Raw genomic sequence first — 17,581 nt, 5'->3', positions numbered from 1 at the left:
CCTGTTCTCTAATCTGCGCCATGCCCGCCATCTGATCCACGCCTGGCGCGAAGACTATAACTATCACCGCCCCCATACGAGCCTCGACGGGCTCACCCCGTGGGAATATCATCAACGGTCGAAAGAGAACCAAAACCTGAACAGAGCTAACTTATAATCGAGGACTCTCAGGGGAGCACGTCACTCGACACGAAAATCATCAAAGCTTGGTTTCCAACGAGAAGAAACCTCCCACACGTCGCATCGCGTTCCGTTGGTTGGAGGCAATTCCCAAGAAAACGATCCGTAAGTCTACGTTGGCACCCTTGCGACACCCAGCGCGCTGATGTAACTGCGAGCCAGATTTCAAAACTCATCAAATCATTGTTTTTATTGATTTAAATGGTGCCCGGGGGCGGAATCGAACCACCGACACGAGGATTTTCAATTAGCCTTGTGATCCGCACGCACTGCTTCAGGATCGCTCAACCCGTAACGTAGCCGATTGAAAAACTTGACCTTTGCGATTGGCAGATCGTCTCGCCCTGTCTCACGCCGGAGCATTCAAGCTCACCGCTCCTGCTACCCCAGTGATACCCACAGACGCCAAAGACCACTCGGGTATCTCGTTCCGGCACAAGTCGAAGCGAAACCCTGCAAGCCGTCTAGAGTTGTCCCTGACGCGGCTTGTCCGTCCATCTTATGATGGGCTTATGAAACGCAAACTCACCACCAAATTCATCGAGGGCCAGAAGCCCGATCCGTCGAAACGTCTCGATTTTCGGGACGAGATGATGCCGGGTCTTGTCCTGCGCATAAGCGCGTCCGGCACCAAGTCGTTCTGCCTACACAAACGCATCAACGGAAAAATGCGGCGACTGACTATCGGGCGGTTCCCCATCATATCACTGGCTGATGCGCGGAAGCGGGTGCAACAGGTTCTCTATGAAATCGAGACTGGGCACTTTGAGGAACGCACCGGCATTGCGTTCGAAACGAAGCCCACGCTGGGCGACGTGATCCCCGATTACATCGAGAAGCACGCAAAGGTTCACAACCGCGACTGGAAACGCAAGGAAGCCTTGCTGGCGAAGTTCACGACCCTTCACGGCAAGCGGATCGATGAGATCAAGCGCGCCGATGTCGTGAAAGCCTGTGACGTGATCCACAAATCCGCGCCGGTCAGCGCGAACCGGGCGCTGGCCCACCTCAAGCACTTGATGGGCTGGTGCGTCGAGCGCGGCATGATCGATGCCTCCCCCATCGCCGGGATGAAACCACTTTCCAAAGAACGGTCGCGCGAGCGCGTGCTGACCGACGATGAGCTGGGCGCGCTGTGGGCGGTCTGTGGCGACGAAGGCTATCCTTTCGGGGATTGCATGAAGCTCTTGATGCTCAGCGGCCAGAGACGTGCCGAGGTCGCTGAAATGCGCTGGCCAGAATTGGACCTCGAAAAACGACTTTGGATGCTGCCTTCATCGCGGGCTAAGAACGGCAGGCAACATACGGTGCCGATCACCGACGCGATGCTTGAGGTGTTGCGCAAGACGCCGAGGTTCTTCAATTCTGACTATGTGTTCACGACCACCGGCAAGTCGCCTGTATCGGGCTTCGGTCGCCTGAAGGATCGGCTCGACAAGGCGCTGCCCGAAGGCACGGAGCCGTGGATCATTCACGACTTGCGCCGCACGATGTCCACGAACATGGCGATGCTGGGCGTTCCACAGCCCGTGACCGAGGCGCTGCTTAACCACAAAACGGGTGTGGTCTCAGGCGTGGCCGCTATCTACAATGTCTATTCATATGCCGACGAAAAGCGCGAAGCTCTCGCTACATGGTCGGAACAAGTCATGAAATTGGTCAGGTCGAGAAATGACGCAACCGAAGCCCAAATTGCGAAAGCGTCAAGTTGATCTCCTGCTTCTCAGCATCATTCGCGCCTACGATCATCCCGACCGTAAAAGCGAGGAGGAGCGGCTTGCCGAAGCGCGCGAAGCTCTTTTCGGTGAAAAGCGAGGCCGTGGCCGCGTCGCTGCCTTCGATGACCTAGCACTTTTCAAGATTTTGGACGCGCATCGAAAGCGCGAACTTGATGGTCTTCGCCAAGCTATTGCCAAGGTGAACAAAGAGTTGCAGACGCCTGAGTGGGAGGCGGAAATCGCGCGTGATCCAAAGCCGCTTCGGGCAGCTGCTAGGGATTTTCGCAGTCTTGCCGGGTCCGCAGCCAGCGATGATGGCCTAGAAGATCGACTACGGCGCAAGGCCCGCGCGTCTTTGACCACACGGGATATGGCCGAGCTTGAGGCCCTGTTCGATCCAGACGCGCCACATACCCGCACGATCATCGCAGTTCTTGAATTGCTCGAAAGCCTCGGCGTTCAATCTGAAACGATCTGGGACGAAAACCCATAATTTGTATCCCGCGCTTCGCCCTGCCTCCGCTGCTAATCTGTGACGGCATGTAAAACAATGGGGCGCCCCTTCATCAACCGATGGAGGACCATCATGAAAATCGAAGACGGTCGGAAGACCTTGGCCACGCGCGACGACTTGAAGCGCCTCGGCATCAACGTGAGCAACACGACCCTGCTCCGGTGGGAGGCGCGTGGGCGCTTTCCAAGGCGCATAAGGATGGCCGGGACCAGCGTTGCATGGTTCGTGTCAGACCTTGAGGGCTGGCTCGCTGAACGCGATGCCGAGCGCGCTCGCACGCATTACGCCGAATACTGATCGGCGAACTCACCCAACAGCATCCACGGCCCAGCCACGCGCTTTCGCGTGCGCTTCGTGGTGTGCCTGCATGAAAGCTACGGAAATGAGAAACAATAGAATTACAGACAGATACTCGGCCCTGATGTCCGAAGGCGCAACTGAGCACCAAGTCGCGCGTGCTCAATCGCGGCTTCTTGAAAAAATATGGGACCGACCCAGGCATTCGAACCAGCCTCTGTTCGTCAATGTTTGCTTTCGAAAGAAAGGGACGAGCAAAATGCGTGACAGGTTCTTCGAACTCGGCAACTCCACCGCAATTCAGGCGATCCTCTTGCGCTACGACCGCCACAGTTTTGACCAGTACTTCGGTCCCAATGTCTATGCGCGTCCGAGCCGAAAAGTCGGCGGGGTCCTGATGACGCGGTTGGGTTGGTGCGACGTGGACAGGGCCGATCCTTTCGCCTTCGAACCAAAGCCAACTGTCGTCTGGCAAACCTCACCGGGGAACACGCAAGCTCTGTGGTTTTGGGACCGCCTGCATCCGCCATCAGAAGCTCAAGCGTTCTCAAAGGCGCTGGCGTATCGACATGGAGGCGACAAATGCGGCAACGCGCCCAACAAACTGCTGCGACTGCCGGGATCATTCAACCACAAGCCAGAGTATGACGCGCCGTTCATCCCGCTTTTGCATTTCGACCCGAAACCGATCACTGCCCGGCCACGTCCATTGACCGGAAAAGATGGTGTTTCGGTCGGGGACATTGAGCCGTTGGACATGAACCCCCACGCACATGATCGTCTTGCGGTTCTGAAGAAATACCGCTCGAAACTGGACACGTCCACTCGCCACCTAATCCGGCACGACGAGGTTTTGGCATCGGACCGTTCAGCACGGCGGTTTGCGATTGTGGCTGGCCTCTACGAAGCTGGGGCAACGCTGGACGAAATCGCCAGTGTCCTTTGGATCAGCCCCTATTTCCGGGAAAAGTATGGCGAAGACCTGAGCGCGCTGGAAACCGAAATCTCACGCATCATCGCACGAGTGGAGGCAGCGCAATGACGAAACGGCATCGCCCTCAAAACCACCGTCAGTCTCACCCCAAGACCACACCGCGCCCCCGGAAGCGGAACAGTCGCACCGCGAAATTCAACCCTCAGTCCACGTCAGGTGCAACTATTTCGACAATTTCGGCTGAGGCGCTTCAATCCAGAGTGTTCCCACCCCTTCGATATGCAGTGGAGGGCTATCTCGCCGAGGGGGTCACACTACTGGCGGGCAAGCCGAAAATCGGGAAGTCGTGGATGGCGCTGGACTTCGCTATGGCGGTCGCCACCGGAGATTTGGCGCTGGGAAGCGTCAGATGCCGCCAAGGCCCCGTCCTGTATTGCGCGCTGGAGGACAACCATCGCCGCCTAAAACGGCGCATGAGCCAGCTCTACGGCGATGTCGAGCATTGGCCACCGGGTTTGCACTTCGCCACGCAGGTCAGGCGTCTTGGCGACGGGCTTGTTGACGATTTGCGCGACTGGATTGAGGCACACCGCCCGAAACTCGTCATTATCGACACATTCGCCGGTGTGCGGCCACAGTCGCGGCGCGAGGGCTATGACGCCGATTATGCGGCCCTGTCGCCGTTGCAGGAAATGGCCGGTCAGATGGGTGTGGCGATCCTCGTCATCCACCACCTGCGTAAAATGCAAGGGGACGACCCGTTCGACATGATTTCTGGCACCACCGGGCTGACGGGGGCGGTTGACGCCGCCTTCGTCCTGCATCGCGGCAAGCAAGGCGTCACGCTCTACGGTCGGGGGCGTGAAATCGAGGAAATGGAACAGGCGGTCGAGTTTGTCGGCGGCATGTGGAAGGTGTTGGGCGATGCCGACGAGGTGCGCCGTTCGGATGAACGTAGCGCGATCCTTGAAGTCCTCGACGGGGCAGATGAGCCGATGGGTCCAAAGGAAATCGCCAATGCCTTGGGCTGGAAGACGGACAACGTGAAGCAGCTGCTGTTCAAGATGCACAAAGATGGCGAAATCCAAAAGCGCGGGCGCGGTCGATACTGCGCCGCTGACGAAACGTGACGAACGCAGTAACCTCGGTAACCTGATAACCAACGGCCAAGCCCAAGGTTACCGCGTTATCGAGGTTATCGCTGTTCATCGAATGAAACGGAAAACGGCTCAGGGCCGAAAATCTCGGCAGTCGATATGACCCCTCGTCTGCCCGCAGGGTGCGCGGCGTTAAAAAAAAACACCTTCCCCCCATCCCCCTGTGGTCGCCTTGTGACAGCGCCGCATCGGGCACCGCGCGGAGCGCCTCGGGCCGACCCGTTGACTATCTATCAGTCTGTCGGATGCGAGCCGGAGCCAAATAGTCGTGCCTTTTCATGCGGTCCGCATTCGCGCTGGGTTTCGGTATCGCGCGCCGGGTTCCACTCGGGTGGCAAACTGCTTGGGTGGAGGTGCTGGCGGTCATTCTTTCACCCACCCCTTGCGGTGAAAGTGGCGCAATACGATGGACCGGTTATAGAGCGGGAACCCAATCCAGAGTCCGTTGGCCGTCAGCAGGGACAGCAGCGCCCACAGCCACATGCCCTTGAATACATAGTATAGTGGACCAAAGATGAAGCACCATAGCCGGTGCCAAGTCCCGAGTATGACCTTGCTCTCGCCGTTGAAGGCCCAAGTCGCGCGTATCGTCATTTTTGTCTCCTTGCTTTCAGATTCGACGCAAGCGCAATAAGATCGCGGACCATCGCCCGTCAGGGTAATTCCCGTACCGTCGAGGGAGACCACAGGGGTAGCCCTGCCGACGCACCGCAATTGCACAACTTTCGAGACGGTTCAGGCGCGCTGGCCTCGCAACGCCCTTGAGCAGGCGCTGGAGCGGCGATATGTGCTTGCGCCCTCTCCATTCGGCGGAAGATACCGGGTCGACCCTCTGCGGCCTGCTCCGCTACTCTACGGGCGTATTCCCATCGGGTTCCCCCCTGTGGTCACCCTGCGCGGCGGCAAGCGTGCGCCAGACGCCCTGTAGCGGGCGCGGGATGGGTGGGCCGTGTTCTTAGGGGCGAGCGGGCTTTTTTGCGTGGATCACGCCCTAAAGCGTTTCGCCTCCGAGGCGCTGGCGTCCAAGCCGACACACGCATCCCCGCGACCATCTCGCGCGGGTCAAGCACGCCTCAGCGCGGCGCACAGCGCGCCAGCCGGGTTCGCGGAGGGATCACCATGCGCGAGGCACGACCCGGCACTCCTGGCTCAATACAACGCCGCCGCGCGCGCGTTTCGCTCTCGATACTCGGAGTTACTTGCAGGTCATGTCAGTTTCGCCCCAGCGCGCGGCGTAGGTCGCTCAGCGTCGATCTGAACGGATGCCGGGACATGCTCAGGTTCATTGGCAAGGGTGGCCCGTTCCTGATCAGCGTTTCCTCAAGGGACCACGGTTCGTCATGCTGCACGACCGAGATTGCCGCGTGCTCGGCGATCCAGTCCGTCAGTTTGTCCTCGTGGTGGCGATCCATCCTCACGCGGTTTCGCTTGTCGCGCCAGAAAGCCAGTTCAAGCTCCTGTTCGAGAAGGGCCGCGAGCGATAGGCGCAAGGTCGAGCTGCGCACGGTGCCCCGCAGGTGGTTGCGCCAAAGGCGGCTTTTCACGGGCGTCGGCGCACCTCGCCGCAATGGCCGCTCTTTCGGGGGCGCGATACCGATGTAGAGCAGATGCTTGCCGTCGCGCTGAATGCACTCTTCCCTTGGCACCAGAGGCAGGCGGTGGTCGAACCACCACCCATAGACGCCGTGCGTGACCGCGTGCTGGTCGATGAACTCCAAGACATGATCGGGCAGCAGGAGGGCTTCGGGCGACAGAACGGACCTCGCCTTGTCATATAGACTATGAGTCAACCACGAGGGCGCACGTCCCCCTGCCTCTTCCTGCATTCTTGAATGTCGCCAGTGACTTCGGACCTTCCGTGAGCTTAAGTCGAATATGACTTATAGTCTATGGCCGAAGGCGTGACCGCCATGCGCCATGCCGCGCATGTCAATTCAATCGCGCGTTTCGAGAAATATCCAGAGGATCAGGAGGGAGAAGGACCTTTCGCAAGAAGAGGTCGCCCATCGTGCGGACATTCACCAGACCTACCTGAGCGGGGTCGAAACCGGGAAGCGCAACCCGTCGATCTTGGTGGTCGAGCGCATCGCCAAGGCCCTCGGCGTAGACGTCTCGGAAATCTTCAAGCCGAACTAGGGATATCCCTGACACGCTATGGCCTTGCGTCTTATCGATCTGCATCAGCAACTTAGGAGATCGAAATGACCGACATCGTGACGCTCAAGGCCATCTGTGACGAACTCAAGATCGACCCGCGCGAGGCCCGTGAACGCCTGCGCGCCGCGGCCAGCGACGCCAAGGCCAACCCCGAACTGGCGAAGGCGAGGAAACCGCGCACCCCGTGGCAGTGGGTAAAGGGGTCCGCCGCCGAGAAGGAGGCTCGAAAGATTCTCGCTAAATGAACCGGAAAAAGTTGCAGTGTGAAGGGGCCGCCTCGCGCGGCCCTCAAGGTTTGGGTGGAACGGGGCGGCAGGCATCAGCGATTTGCGCGGGTAGAGGGCAGTCTTTGAGACCGTTCCGTACACCACAAGCCGCAACACGGCAGTATTACGCATCGTCCATAGATGATGGTGTGCCGGAGGAAGATCGGTTAAGAAGCTTTGAGGGCAACTAAGATCAATAATGCGGGGCTCGTTCTTGAAAGTGGTCGATATGGAAAAGCGGATCGAAAACTTAAGAAACTCGACTGTTTCTAGCCTTCTTTCTCCCGGTGACTTTGTAGACTGGACCGCCATAAGGAGTGAAATCTCAAGGCAAAAAGAGGTCATTGATGCCCTTCAACACTTTGTCGATGGAGGTGATTTCAGCCAAGAACACCTTTCTGCATTTCTTTCCGAGGTCCCTTCGTCATACCCTTTGCTGCTATCGCTATTAGCCTTCAATGCATCCGGCACCCAGATTGAGAAGTGGGGGTTACCGGACACCGTTCCAGCGACAAGCAAACAGCGCGAAAGACTCGCGCAAAACCTTGTCACTATCGGATTCTCAAACCTCTTTGAGGAAAATTCCAATGTTTTCGACCAATTGAGAATTGCGGAAGTTTATAAAGACAGTTTCAAGCGCCGCTTTCGTTCCGGAAATCAGTTCGAAAGAAGCATTGCGGGGCTTGTCAAACGCGCGCTCAGTGCTGTCAACGAGCAGACCGATCAAGAGCTGAGAAGCGCCGGACCGAGCATCCTGAGGCACACGTCGGTGTCGAGGTTTTTGGATTATGTCATCCTACAAGGCGAACGACCAATCGCAGGTGTGGCTACGGTCTTTCAACAACAATCAGGCGGGCGTCAGCAGCGGGAGTTGTCTGTCACTTATCCCAACCTGCAGAGCAATTTGCGGGAACTCGGAATCTCACTGGTACTCATTGCTGACGGTCCGGGCATACAGGACACCTCAAAACGCGCCCTTGAGGCTCTTTTTGAGGGCGTTCGCTTCCCAATGACAATCCAACAAGCCGAGCAGGGAGACCTAGCCGAAGCCCTCTTGGAGACACAAATCGAACCAGAAACAGCTCCTTTGGAAAGCGCCGCAGTAGATAGAATCATAATGTCCACGATGGAAGACCGTGGAGAAGTTCACGCTTCGGACCTGCCCCTCGGCTCAAGGGAGGCAAGCCTGTCGCTGGCACGTTTCGTGGAAACCAACCGGAATTTGAGCATTCAAATGTCTTCGGATGCATCGAAACTCGTATGGCAGGATTCCGATCTTGTATTGCAATCAAAAGAGTTAGATGCGTCATTCGATCCTGAAAAGGCGATCAAGATTTTCTCCAAAGCGGTTGACGCAGATATCACATCAATTCAACTCGTGGATGGCGATTGTGAAGCCGTTCTTTCGCTAGAAAGGTCCGCACCGTTCCCTAACTGGCTTTATATCAAGGCTGCAAACCAGGCATATGATAGTGAACTGTCTCTCCAAGTGACCTCGAAATCTATGGAATTAGCTCAAGATGCGCGGTTTTCTATTCTTATCACGCCTCAAGGACTAGAGAGCACCGAACTCAGCGAACATCGACGCCTACAAACGCTTAGAGCTGTTAGCATTGTAGTATTGTCACCGTCGCAACTTGCGCGGGCGAGCAAGTCGTCCGCTCCACGCGCATTTTTTGTTGATGAGTTGCTGCGGCAAGCAGACCTATCAAAGGTCAGCCCCTATGTCTTGTCTAATGCTACGCCTAGCCAAATGTTCTTTGGTCGAGATCAGGAAGCCGCCGCAACGATTGCCACGGTTGCTACAAACAGTGTCGCACTTCTTGGAAGTAGGCGGATTGGCAAGACATCGTTACTTCGGCGACTGCGTGATGATTTGAACGATGCGAACTTTTCCCCTTTCTTCGGAGATTGCCAAACTGTCCGTACATGGGGCGATTTCGCAAAACTTGCAAAGAGAGAGTGGAACGTTTCCATTCCAAACGATTTTTCTCCTAGCCATTTAGCCGATTTAGCTCTGCAACTTCAAAAGGGGTCTCAAGACCGCGTTGTCATATTGCTAGACGAGATCGATCAACTATTGCTTTGGGATATGCAGCACGACGAGAACTCGGTGCCAGAAGCATTCTTCAGAGCGTGCCGATCACTCTCACAGTCGGGAGATGCGCAGTTCATTTTCACCGGCGAGCGGGAAATCTCGAAGAAGATTTGGGATCCACAATCTCCACATTGGAATTTTTGCCGCCCGATCCAATTAACTCAACTTCCAAGAAAAGATGCGCTGGAACTACTGCTCTCGCCCCTTGGCGGACTTGGAATTGATCTTCCACAGCGTAGTGACACGGCAGACTTAGCTTGGCAATACACGAGCGGGCACCCCCAACTTATTCAATTTCTTGGAGATAGATTAATTCGTACTCTCGATATTGGCCGGTATAATGCCGCCTTTACTGTGGAGCCAAGTGACGTCGAGAGGGTGTGCTCTACATTCGAATATGCCGAGCATTATGTTACTACGTATCTGGGCCAAGCAAATCAATTGGAACGTGCTATCGCCTATCGGTTTGGCGAAGGCCCTCTAGAAAAATCTGATATCAGAGCAATGGTGAAAACGGACCTAGACCATTCCTCGGAGCCGGATTTTGAGACCGCGCTTCGAATGCTCCAGCTTTATGGAATTCTTGAGGTCGACGATAGCTTGTTTAGGTTAAGAGCAGAGTGGATGCCTAGAGCTCTAGAGTACTATGGAATGACTGCTCTGCCTGGCAGTAAATAGAAAGAAGTTTCAATGGTCTTTTACCAAGGTCCTATTCCCATCGGCGACGAGAGCTACGTCGAACGCGAAGCAGTCGGAAACGTTTCTAGTGAGTTGCTCAGTCAACGTTGGGTTTTGCTTCTTGGCCCGCGGCAACACGGGAAGACGACGGCTCTGATCCGAATTAAAAGAGCCATCTCAGACGCAGGAGTATCTTGCGTCTACATTGATCTACAGCAGCAACCACCCGTCGATAGCTATTCTGGCTTTGTGAATTGGTTTTCAAGAAGGATTGCTGAGCAACTTGGTACAACATTCGAACACAGTGAAGGTCTGGACGACCTGCAAACTGCGGTAAACCAAATTCTGCCAACTGGCACATCACGAATCGTTGTTCTCGTTGATGAAGCTTCAAATATCTCGCGCGATGATTGGCGGAATTCTTTTTTTGGGCAGTTGCGGGGTCTGTCTAGCGCAAGAGCTTTTGCTGCTGATACTGATGCCTCTAAACGGCTGACTTTTCTGTTTGCTGGCACCTTTCGCCCAGAGACCCTAATTGATGCAGCAAACTCCCCTTTCAATGTATGCGAAAAAATCGAAACAATCGATTTAACCATTGATGAGGTGCGCGGCCTCGCCGCGACCACACTTGGCGAAGTGCAGGGTGTTCAAGACGCCGCCGATGCTATTTTTGCTGCAGTCGGGGGCCAACCCTATCTTGTTCAGAGACTTTTGGGAAAGGCAATTGGCTCCGAGAACATGCTGACGGCCATTTCTCAGGCACTTGACGAACTCAAATCTGGTCAAACAGATCATATCGCTAACCTGTTTTCCCGATACCTAGCGGAAAGCAAACTCGCTGAACTGGTTTCGAGGCTGGCTGCTGACGGACAGTTGGCAAATTCACCTGCCGACCCGGATTATTCGTTTTTGTGTACTGGCGGCATCGCAAAAAGAAACGGTACGCAGATCGTGTTTCGAAACTCGATCTACGAAGAGGTTGCGCGAACTAGTCCGCAATTTGGCAACAACAACGCGGCAGTTGGACGAGCGCCAGTTTTCCCACTTCCGCCGACGAGCTTTAGCAAAGTCAACGATGTCCAACTCAGGGAGATTGCAGTTAGTGCGCAGCAAGGAGCCGTCGCATCGTACAACGGTGGCAGCAACCGGCTTGCTCTAGCAGGATACGGTTGTTCGATTGAGGCTATCTTGATTGATTACCTATCTGGGAAAACGGAACAAGAGCGAAGGACCGCAGGACAACACACCGGCTGTAACCTTAATCAGTGGGAGAACTATGGCGACGCGGCTAGCCTTCGGTTAGTTAACCTTGTAAAAATTGCAAACCGTCTTCTAGGCTCGAATGCGCAAGTACCTGACGCACTCCGGGACTGGCGAAATCTAATCCACCCGAGCGTCGCTACACAAAATTACATGAGCGATGAGGCGCTTGACCCTGAAGTTCGCGTGGCTGCAGCATCGCATGAAATCTTTCTTCGTGACCTGCCTAGCGGCCCGTAGCCTTACTAAAGGTCAGAGAAGCGGCTTCCCGGAAAAAGTGCTCTGGTCAAAGGTTGTTGGCGCTGAGCTTCATATGCGCTTCAATCTCATCGAGTGCTGGGATCGCGAAAACGCTACCCGTTTGATACCCAAGACCGATTCTATGTAGGATAGGCGCATTCCAGCCAGACGCAAGATATTGTTTTATTTAGGAAAAGTGGTGCCCGGGGGCGGAATCGAACCACCGACACGAGGATTTTCAATCCACTGCTCTACCCCTGAGCTACCCGGGCACGGGTGAACGTCTTGCGTTCGGGTGGAGGCGTTCTAGGCGAGGCGCGGGGGGGTGTCCAGAGGGATTTTGCAAAAAACCGGCAGCCGTGGACAGTTTTGTGTGCCCCATGCCGAAACCGGGTCTGTTGGTGGTATTCGAGGCCGGGAAACCGCCTTTAGGCGCGGTCGTGGCGGTGTTGCTCTGTTGCTGGCCGCCCGCAACAATCGTGGCCCGGCCTTCGGCAGGCCGCGATAGCGTGGACATGCCCCGCCTTGGGACTATGCGGTCAGGGTCTTTCGCAGGCCCTCTGTTCGATCTGGGCGGCGCGCTGGTAGACGGGTAACGAAGACCGCCTGTCGGGGGTCAGGAACCCGTGGATGTGTCTCCGGGGATGGGGAGCGTTGGTGGCATAGCCGCGCAACGGGCCGTACAGCCTGATTTGACGGTGCTGAACAAAATTCCGACCGTCGGCTTGTGGCGCCTGTTTCGATCAGCCACTGACCGGCCGGTTCGGCTGTGCGCGAAACCTTGACACCTCACAGGCAAACCCGGTCTCCCGGAGCCTTCGCCCGGTCAGTAATCTTTTTCGAAAAAGATACCGATGCCGCTATTGCCGTCGGAGCTGAGTGTGCCGCGTGCGGTCAGGGCCGGGTTGATCTGAAGGTTCAGGTTGATCTCGCTATTGCCTGCGCTATCGGCGGTGACCTCGGAATAGATATTGTCACTGATATACTTGCCCGCCCGCGCCTGGGTGGTGCCGTCATCGCTGGTGCTCACATCCAGATCGTCCAGCACCAGCCCCCGGCGCAGATTGCCGGCCAACCCGTCACCGCCATGGCCGCTGAGGGTGTTGATGGCGGCGGCAAGGCGCACCGCCTGCAGCGGTGAAATCGAGGTCACGCCATGGCCGAATAACAGTAGCGCCAAAATCTCGTCCTGCGGCAGGTTCGGGCTGGAGCTGAAGCTCAGATCGGGACTGCTGGCGGGGCCGTCTAAGGTGATAGCGACCTTGGTGCCGTCCGCGTCCGTCTCGGCGACAAAGCGGATATAGGGATCGAAGGCCCCCTGAAGCTGGATCAGACCTTCGCTCAACGACAACCGCTTGCCCAGAATATCCAGCCGCCCGCGGATCAGGTCGAAACGGCCCTGCGGAATGACATTGGCGGTGCTGCCGGTCAGGCGCAATTGGCCGCCCAGTTCGGCATCCAGCCCGCGGCCGCGGACAAATATCCGCGCCGGGGCGAGGATCGACAGGTCCAGACCATAGGCCGGACCGGAGCTGCTATCGCTGGCGGTTTCGATCAACCCGGCCCAGCGGCGCACCCGGCGGACCTCTGTCGGTTCGTTGCGGTGAACCAGACCGGGCAGGTTGGCATAGCGCGGGCCGGATGTGCTGGGCACCCGCAATTCTGTTTCCCCCAGCGTTAGCGTGCCGGTGACCTGGGCGCCGCCGCTCAATGGGCCGCTCAGCGCGACAGAGCCGTCCACGCTGGTGTTGTACAATGTCGGATCGGTGATCCGCAGGCCCATCAGCCGGGCGCTCAGATCGGCGGAATAGCCGGGGGTCAGCGCAATCGGCCCGGTCAGGGTCAGCGACCCGCCTGACGACAGGTTGGCCGCGAAATCGACAGAGGCGCGCGTCCCGTTCAATTGGAGGGTGCCCTGAATTGCCTCCAGTGCCAGCCGTTGATCGGGCAGGGCGAGCCGTGCATCGCTGATCCTGATCGCCCCGGAAAGCGCTGACAGGGACGGCGGGCCGTCAATGCGCAGATCGATCCGGGCCAGCCCGGCCAACTGGCGCGGGCGGATTTGCCGGTTGGCCAGCGCCAGCGGCGCGCTACCGGTCACATCCACGGTCATGCGGGCGGCGTCCTGTGCGATGCTGCCCCGGGCCGACAGCTGCGTGCCGCCCGGTCCGCTGGCGTCGGCTTCGACCTGCCAGTCGCCGCTTTGCCGGGTCGCCTGAATACTGGCGCGACCTTCGCCACCGATCCCGTCGATCACCCGTGCAAGATCCGTGATCCGGGCGTTGATTGCCACGTCCCCGGCATCGCTCTGAAGCTTTGCCGATCCGGTGATTTCGGCATGATCCGTGGCAATCCGCAGCGCCTCAATCGCGCTGCCATTCTCGTCGCGCCGGGCGCGGAGAGACAACGCTCCCTTGCCGTCCAGAAGCGGATCAAGCCGGTCTTCCGCCAGGGCAAGATCCTGGGTTTCGCCCGAGATCTCGATGTCGACACTGCCTGCCAGTGGCTGAATTTCACCTTTGATCGCGACCAGTGCGCTGCCGCCGAGGTCGCGGCCCGCCAACGCGGCAAACCGTGACAGGTCGCCGGTTTCAAGCCGCAGATCAGGGCTCAGCACGATGTTCAGCCCTTGTGTCAGGCCCGACAGGCGCAGATCGCCCGTGGCGCGATACTCTGTGCCGCTCAGCTCGATGCCGCTCAGTTGCAATGGCGCGTCTTCCGACCAGTCGAACCCGAACCCGCCGCGCAGATCCGATCCGATGGCCTGTGCCAATGCCGCATCGGCCAGCTGCAATCCTTCGGCGGTGAAATCAAGCTGACCGGTTACCTGTCCGAGACTGGCACCATCGCCGCGCAGCAATCGGCCATTGCCGGTCATCCGGGCGCTGTCCAGCTGCATGTCTTCGCGGTTCAGCCCGGCAACCCGGCCGGTCAGGCGCCAGCTGTCGTCGCGGTCGGCGTCGAAATTCAGCGTGAAACGCACGTCCTCTATGCGTGTTTCCGGACCCGATAGCGGCAACAGAACAGGACCGCCCTTAGGGGCTGCGATCTGGCCGTCAAACTGTAACAGTTCAGGCCAGCCCGCAGGCGACAAGCGCGCCTGTCCCTGCAACGCGATTGCATCGGCCTGTAGCGATAGCTGGTCCAACTGCAATGCGCCATCTGCCCGCCGCAAACCATCGGTGTTCAAGCGGATATCAGACCCGAAGAAACTGCGATATTCGGGTGCGAAAAGCGGTGCCAGATCGCCGCCGATTTCAGCATGAAAAGCCATGTCGGCAGGCGCGTCGGCGCCGTCGGAGGTCTCGCCCGTCGGCTCCTGTGCCACGGATTTCACGCTGGCGGTGCCGGTCAGCCGAGGCTGGCCATCGGTGGCCAGCGTCAGATCTGCGGTGAAATCTTCGATCGGTCCGGCACCGGCGACTTTCATATCGACCGCGGGGGCACCGGGCAGGGTCAGCAGATTGGCGACGATCCCATCCTTGGGTTCGCTCAGCGTCAGGTCAATCGACAGGAACCGGGTGGCATTCGCAAAACCCGCCTGCAATTCCAGCGCGCTGCCGGCCACGTCCAGCCGTTCAATCGACAGTTCAGCCGATCCTTCGCCCGCCGCCAATTGCGCCGATCCGTTCAGCGTCAGTGTCAAGTCCTGACCCATGACCGCTTCGCCCAGGACAGCTTTGTCGATCGCCAGTTTGCCCAGATTGACCGAAACCGGCAAATCGGGCAGGGCAAATCCCGGTGCCTCGGCGCTGGGGAGCTGAGTTTCAGCCGGTAAAGGCAGCCGGTCAAAGCGGATTTCACCTGCCGTCAGTTCGTCGACTTCGAGATGCCCGCGCAGCAGCGCGGTGCGGCTCCAGATCAACGATACATCGTCAAGCGTGATCCAGATACCATCGGCATCCGAGATGCTGATCTGGTCGATGGTGGCATTCGAACTCAGCGCGCCGCGAAAGCCGGTGATATCCACCTCGGCCCCCGGGCTCGACAGGTTGTCTTCCAGCAAGGCTTCGAGATACCCGCGATCGTCACCCGTATCCTGTGCAAATACGGGCAGCGGTGCGATCAGCAGCAATGAAAGGATATAGCCGCGCATCAGAAAGCCTGCCCAATCCCGATATAGATTTGCACCCCGTCACCGGTATTGCCACCAACAGGCGTCGCCACGTCAAGTCGCAGCGGTCCGACCGTGGTGTCATAGCGCAACCCGATCCCGGACCCTGAATGCCAGTTTCCGGACCCGTTATAAAAGCTTTCAGCGCCGATATAACCTGTATCGGCAAAACCAACCACGCTGATTTTGTCCGACAGTTTTGCCCGCAGTTCGGCCGACAACCCGACAAAACTGCGCCCGCCGATACTGCCGCTGCCGACATCGACACCAAGCGATTGATACGGCTGCCCCCGCACGGTGCCGCCGCCGCCGGAGTAAAACAGATAGGTCGGTGACGCCTCGGACAGGGCAGGACCGGCGATAGATCCCAACTGAAGCCGCCCCGCCACGACCATCCGGCCAGCCGGGTCCAGACGGCGATAAATCCGGCTGTCCAAGGTCAACTGGGCCCCCGGGGCTTCGCCGTTCAGTCCGAAAAAAGGTGTCAAACCGGCATCGAGGTAATGGCCCGAACTGGGGTTGAGCGTATCGTCGCGCCGGTCCCAAACCAAGGATATTGGCAGCGCCGCCAAGGTGAAATTGCGCGGCCCGAACACATCATCGGTTTCGCTATAGGACAGTTCGATTTCAGCGCTACCCTGCAGATGGTCCGAAAAAATTCGCGTTGCGCCGATTGCGGCGCTTACGGCGTCGGACTGGTAATCCGGCTCATCAAGGCTTTCCAGATCGAAACGGACATAGCCCTTGGTATCCGCGCCATATACCGCCGGCCTTTCGAGCCGCGCTCCGAGCGTATAATCAACGCCACTGTTTTGCCCTTCGATCCCGGCGATTTCAGCATCGACCCGCAACCGTTCGGCCCCGCCTAGCAGATTGCGGTGCATCCAAAATCCCGACAATGTCAGCCCGTCGTAAGTCGATACCTCGACCCCGGCCCCGAAGCGGCGCGGCTTTTCATCGACAACAGCCACCCCGATATCCATCCGGTCGCCGGGTTTAAGCTGCTCGCCCTCGGTCACAGCGACGGACCGGAACGCGCCGGTGCGACGCAGTCGGTTGGCGACTTTCTTCAACTCGGCAGGGGAATAGATCGCGCCGGTATGCAGCCCGGCAATACGCCTGATCCGCTCGGCCCGCACCTTGCTGTCGCCCGACAGAACAAGGTCGCCAAACCGGACCTGCGGCCCCGGCGCAATGGCGATATTGGCGGCAAGCGTTTGGGCGGCATGATCTGCCACCAGTCGCTGTGCTGCGATCTCTGCCTTGGCGTGGCCAGCATCGCGCCAACCATCCACCGCGCTGCGTGCGGCATTGATCACCACCTCGGCGCGGGCGGGTTCGCCGCGCCGGAACCCTTCGGGCAATTGCGTACCCGCTGCCAGCGGAGAGATTTCGGTTGTGTCAAAACGGAACGGCTTGCCCGGGTCGATGCGGATTTTGATTTCTGTGATTTGTTTCGGTGGGTTCAGTGCCGGGATCAGGGCCGCTTCGCGCCCGTCGATGCGAATGCTGACGATGCCGGAATAATACCCTTGGGCATACAGCGTTTCGACCAGCCGCTGATAATCGGCCAGAGCGGTGGAAAACAGGTCCTGCGGATCGCTAACTTCTTCGCGTTGTGCGGTGCGCAACAACGAAGCGCCGCGCAACTGTTTCAGCAAGGTTTCGTTTTCCACCTCGCCATCAAGGGTGAATGTCACATCTTCCAAAGCCAGCGCCGGGACGGGCGCGGCCAGGACGGCGCAGAACAGAAGGGCAGCAAAATTTCGCAACGGATTCGCAATTGTTTAAGACAGCCAGTTCAACGCCAGAATAGGAGGTTTGCGCCGGGACCACCATCCATTGCCGGTGGGAAAACGTCCGGGTCCTTGCGGAAGGCGGAAAATTGCTGCCGGACTATGCGTTTGGTCCAAACCGAAAAGGCAGGTACCTCTTGGTGTGCCCGGCATAGTGAACCGATCTTCCATC

The 17,581-nt window shown here is 58.0% G+C and carries 14 protein-coding genes and 1 tRNA gene; 10 read left to right on the top strand and 5 right to left on the bottom strand.

Going from position 1 to position 17,581, the window contains the following annotated elements; all coding sequences use genetic code 11:
• The 6 genes from VOI23_RS18540 to VOI23_RS18515 all read left to right on the top strand — a co-directional run.
• On the top strand, positions 1 to 157 hold a 157-nt coding region (locus VOI23_RS18540), incomplete at its 5' end, for an integrase core domain-containing protein (RefSeq protein WP_323786539.1).
• A gap of 349 nt (positions 158 to 506) precedes the next feature.
• Positions 507 to 1,892 (top strand): tyrosine-type recombinase/integrase, encoded by a 1,386-nt coding sequence (locus VOI23_RS18535; RefSeq protein WP_323786535.1) that lies wholly within the window; start codon positions 507 to 509, stop codon positions 1,890 to 1,892.
• Positions 1,852 to 2,391, top strand: coding sequence for a hypothetical protein (locus VOI23_RS18530; RefSeq protein ID WP_323786534.1), 540 nt, complete (start codon positions 1,852 to 1,854; stop codon positions 2,389 to 2,391). Before VOI23_RS18535 ends, VOI23_RS18530 begins: the two co-directional genes overlap by 41 nt.
• Before the next feature lie 93 nt (positions 2,392 to 2,484).
• Complete coding sequence (locus tag VOI23_RS18525) at positions 2,485 to 2,709, top strand: helix-turn-helix transcriptional regulator (RefSeq protein WP_323786533.1); 225 nt, start codon at positions 2,485 to 2,487, stop codon at positions 2,707 to 2,709.
• Positions 2,710 to 2,779: 70 nt separating this feature from the next.
• Entirely contained in the window at positions 2,780 to 3,751 is a 972-nt protein-coding gene (locus VOI23_RS18520) for a DNA-primase RepB domain-containing protein (protein WP_323786532.1), read from the top strand.
• The gene (locus VOI23_RS18515; RefSeq protein WP_323786531.1) at positions 3,748 to 4,773 is read left to right on the top strand and encodes an AAA family ATPase; all 1,026 of its coding nucleotides are present in this window, start codon (positions 3,748 to 3,750) and stop codon (positions 4,771 to 4,773) included. Before VOI23_RS18520 ends, VOI23_RS18515 begins: the two co-directional genes overlap by 4 nt.
• Positions 4,774 to 5,163: 390 nt before the next feature.
• On the opposite strand, the gene VOI23_RS18510 is transcribed toward VOI23_RS18515, so the two are convergent.
• Positions 5,164 to 5,394 carry a hypothetical protein gene (locus VOI23_RS18510; protein ID WP_323786530.1) on the bottom strand — a complete coding sequence of 77 codons (231 nt, stop codon included), beginning with the start codon at positions 5,392 to 5,394 and terminating at the stop codon, positions 5,164 to 5,166.
• A 617-nt stretch (positions 5,395 to 6,011) separates the two neighbouring features.
• A complete protein-coding gene (locus VOI23_RS18505) occupies positions 6,012 to 6,518 on the bottom strand; it encodes a GIY-YIG nuclease family protein (RefSeq protein WP_323786529.1) in 507 nt (168 codons plus the stop codon).
• Positions 6,519 to 6,717: 199 nt separating this feature from the next.
• Between VOI23_RS18505 and VOI23_RS18500 the strand changes: the two genes are divergently transcribed.
• From VOI23_RS18500 to VOI23_RS18485, 4 genes are all read left to right on the top strand, one after another.
• A complete protein-coding gene (locus VOI23_RS18500; RefSeq protein WP_011241868.1) occupies positions 6,718 to 6,936 on the top strand; it encodes a helix-turn-helix domain-containing protein in 219 nt (72 codons plus the stop codon).
• A 65-nt stretch (positions 6,937 to 7,001) separates the two neighbouring features.
• Complete coding sequence (locus tag VOI23_RS18495; protein ID WP_323786528.1) at positions 7,002 to 7,202, top strand: hypothetical protein; 201 nt, start codon at positions 7,002 to 7,004, stop codon at positions 7,200 to 7,202.
• Between the two features lie 241 nt (positions 7,203 to 7,443).
• Positions 7,444 to 9,999: an ATP-binding protein gene (locus VOI23_RS18490; RefSeq protein ID WP_323786538.1), complete on the top strand. Its 2,556-nt coding sequence runs from the start codon at positions 7,444 to 7,446 to the stop codon at positions 9,997 to 9,999.
• 12 nt (positions 10,000 to 10,011) lie between these two features.
• Complete coding sequence (locus VOI23_RS18485) at positions 10,012 to 11,499, top strand: AAA-like domain-containing protein (RefSeq protein ID WP_323786527.1); 1,488 nt, start codon at positions 10,012 to 10,014, stop codon at positions 11,497 to 11,499.
• A gap of 197 nt (positions 11,500 to 11,696) precedes the next feature.
• On the opposite strand, the gene VOI23_RS18480 is transcribed toward VOI23_RS18485, so the two are convergent.
• From VOI23_RS18480 to VOI23_RS18470, 3 genes are all read right to left on the bottom strand, one after another.
• Positions 11,697 to 11,771: transfer RNA gene (locus VOI23_RS18480), tRNA-Phe, on the bottom strand.
• Positions 11,772 to 12,325: 554 nt separating this feature from the next.
• Entirely contained in the window at positions 12,326 to 15,595 is a 3,270-nt protein-coding gene (locus VOI23_RS18475) for a translocation/assembly module TamB domain-containing protein (protein WP_323786526.1), read from the bottom strand.
• A complete protein-coding gene (locus VOI23_RS18470; protein ID WP_323786525.1) occupies positions 15,595 to 17,385 on the bottom strand; it encodes an autotransporter assembly complex family protein in 1,791 nt (596 codons plus the stop codon). The genes VOI23_RS18475 and VOI23_RS18470 overlap by 1 nt, the downstream gene beginning before the upstream one ends.
• Between the last annotated feature and the right edge of the window lie 196 nt (positions 17,386 to 17,581).

This window comes from Thalassovita sp. (assembly GCF_034670005.1).
Taxonomy (GTDB): domain Bacteria; phylum Pseudomonadota; class Alphaproteobacteria; order Rhodobacterales; family Rhodobacteraceae; genus Thalassobius.
Note: the sequence above shows the minus strand (reverse complement) of the source record. Positions and strands in the feature narration are given on the sequence as shown.

Bases quoted from the DNA above. Each gene is read 5' to 3' on its own strand.
- VOI23_RS18530 (WP_323786534.1), top strand. From the start codon at position 1,852: ATGACGCAACCGAAGCCCAAATTGCGAAAGCGTCAAGTTGATCTCCTG.
- VOI23_RS18525 (WP_323786533.1), top strand. From the start codon at position 2,485: ATGAAAATCGAAGACGGTCGGAAGACCTTGGCCACGCGCGACGACTTG.
- VOI23_RS18520 (WP_323786532.1), top strand. From the start codon at position 2,780: ATGAAAGCTACGGAAATGAGAAACAATAGAATTACAGACAGATACTCG.
- VOI23_RS18515 (WP_323786531.1), top strand. From the start codon at position 3,748: ATGACGAAACGGCATCGCCCTCAAAACCACCGTCAGTCTCACCCCAAG.
- VOI23_RS18510 (WP_323786530.1), bottom strand. From the start codon at position 5,394: ATGACGATACGCGCGACTTGGGCCTTCAACGGCGAGAGCAAGGTCATA.
- VOI23_RS18500 (WP_011241868.1), top strand. From the start codon at position 6,718: ATGCCGCGCATGTCAATTCAATCGCGCGTTTCGAGAAATATCCAGAGG.
- VOI23_RS18495 (WP_323786528.1), top strand. From the start codon at position 7,002: ATGACCGACATCGTGACGCTCAAGGCCATCTGTGACGAACTCAAGATC.
- VOI23_RS18485 (WP_323786527.1), top strand. From the start codon at position 10,012: ATGGTCTTTTACCAAGGTCCTATTCCCATCGGCGACGAGAGCTACGTC.
- VOI23_RS18475 (WP_323786526.1), bottom strand. From the start codon at position 15,595: ATGCGCGGCTATATCCTTTCATTGCTGCTGATCGCACCGCTGCCCGTA.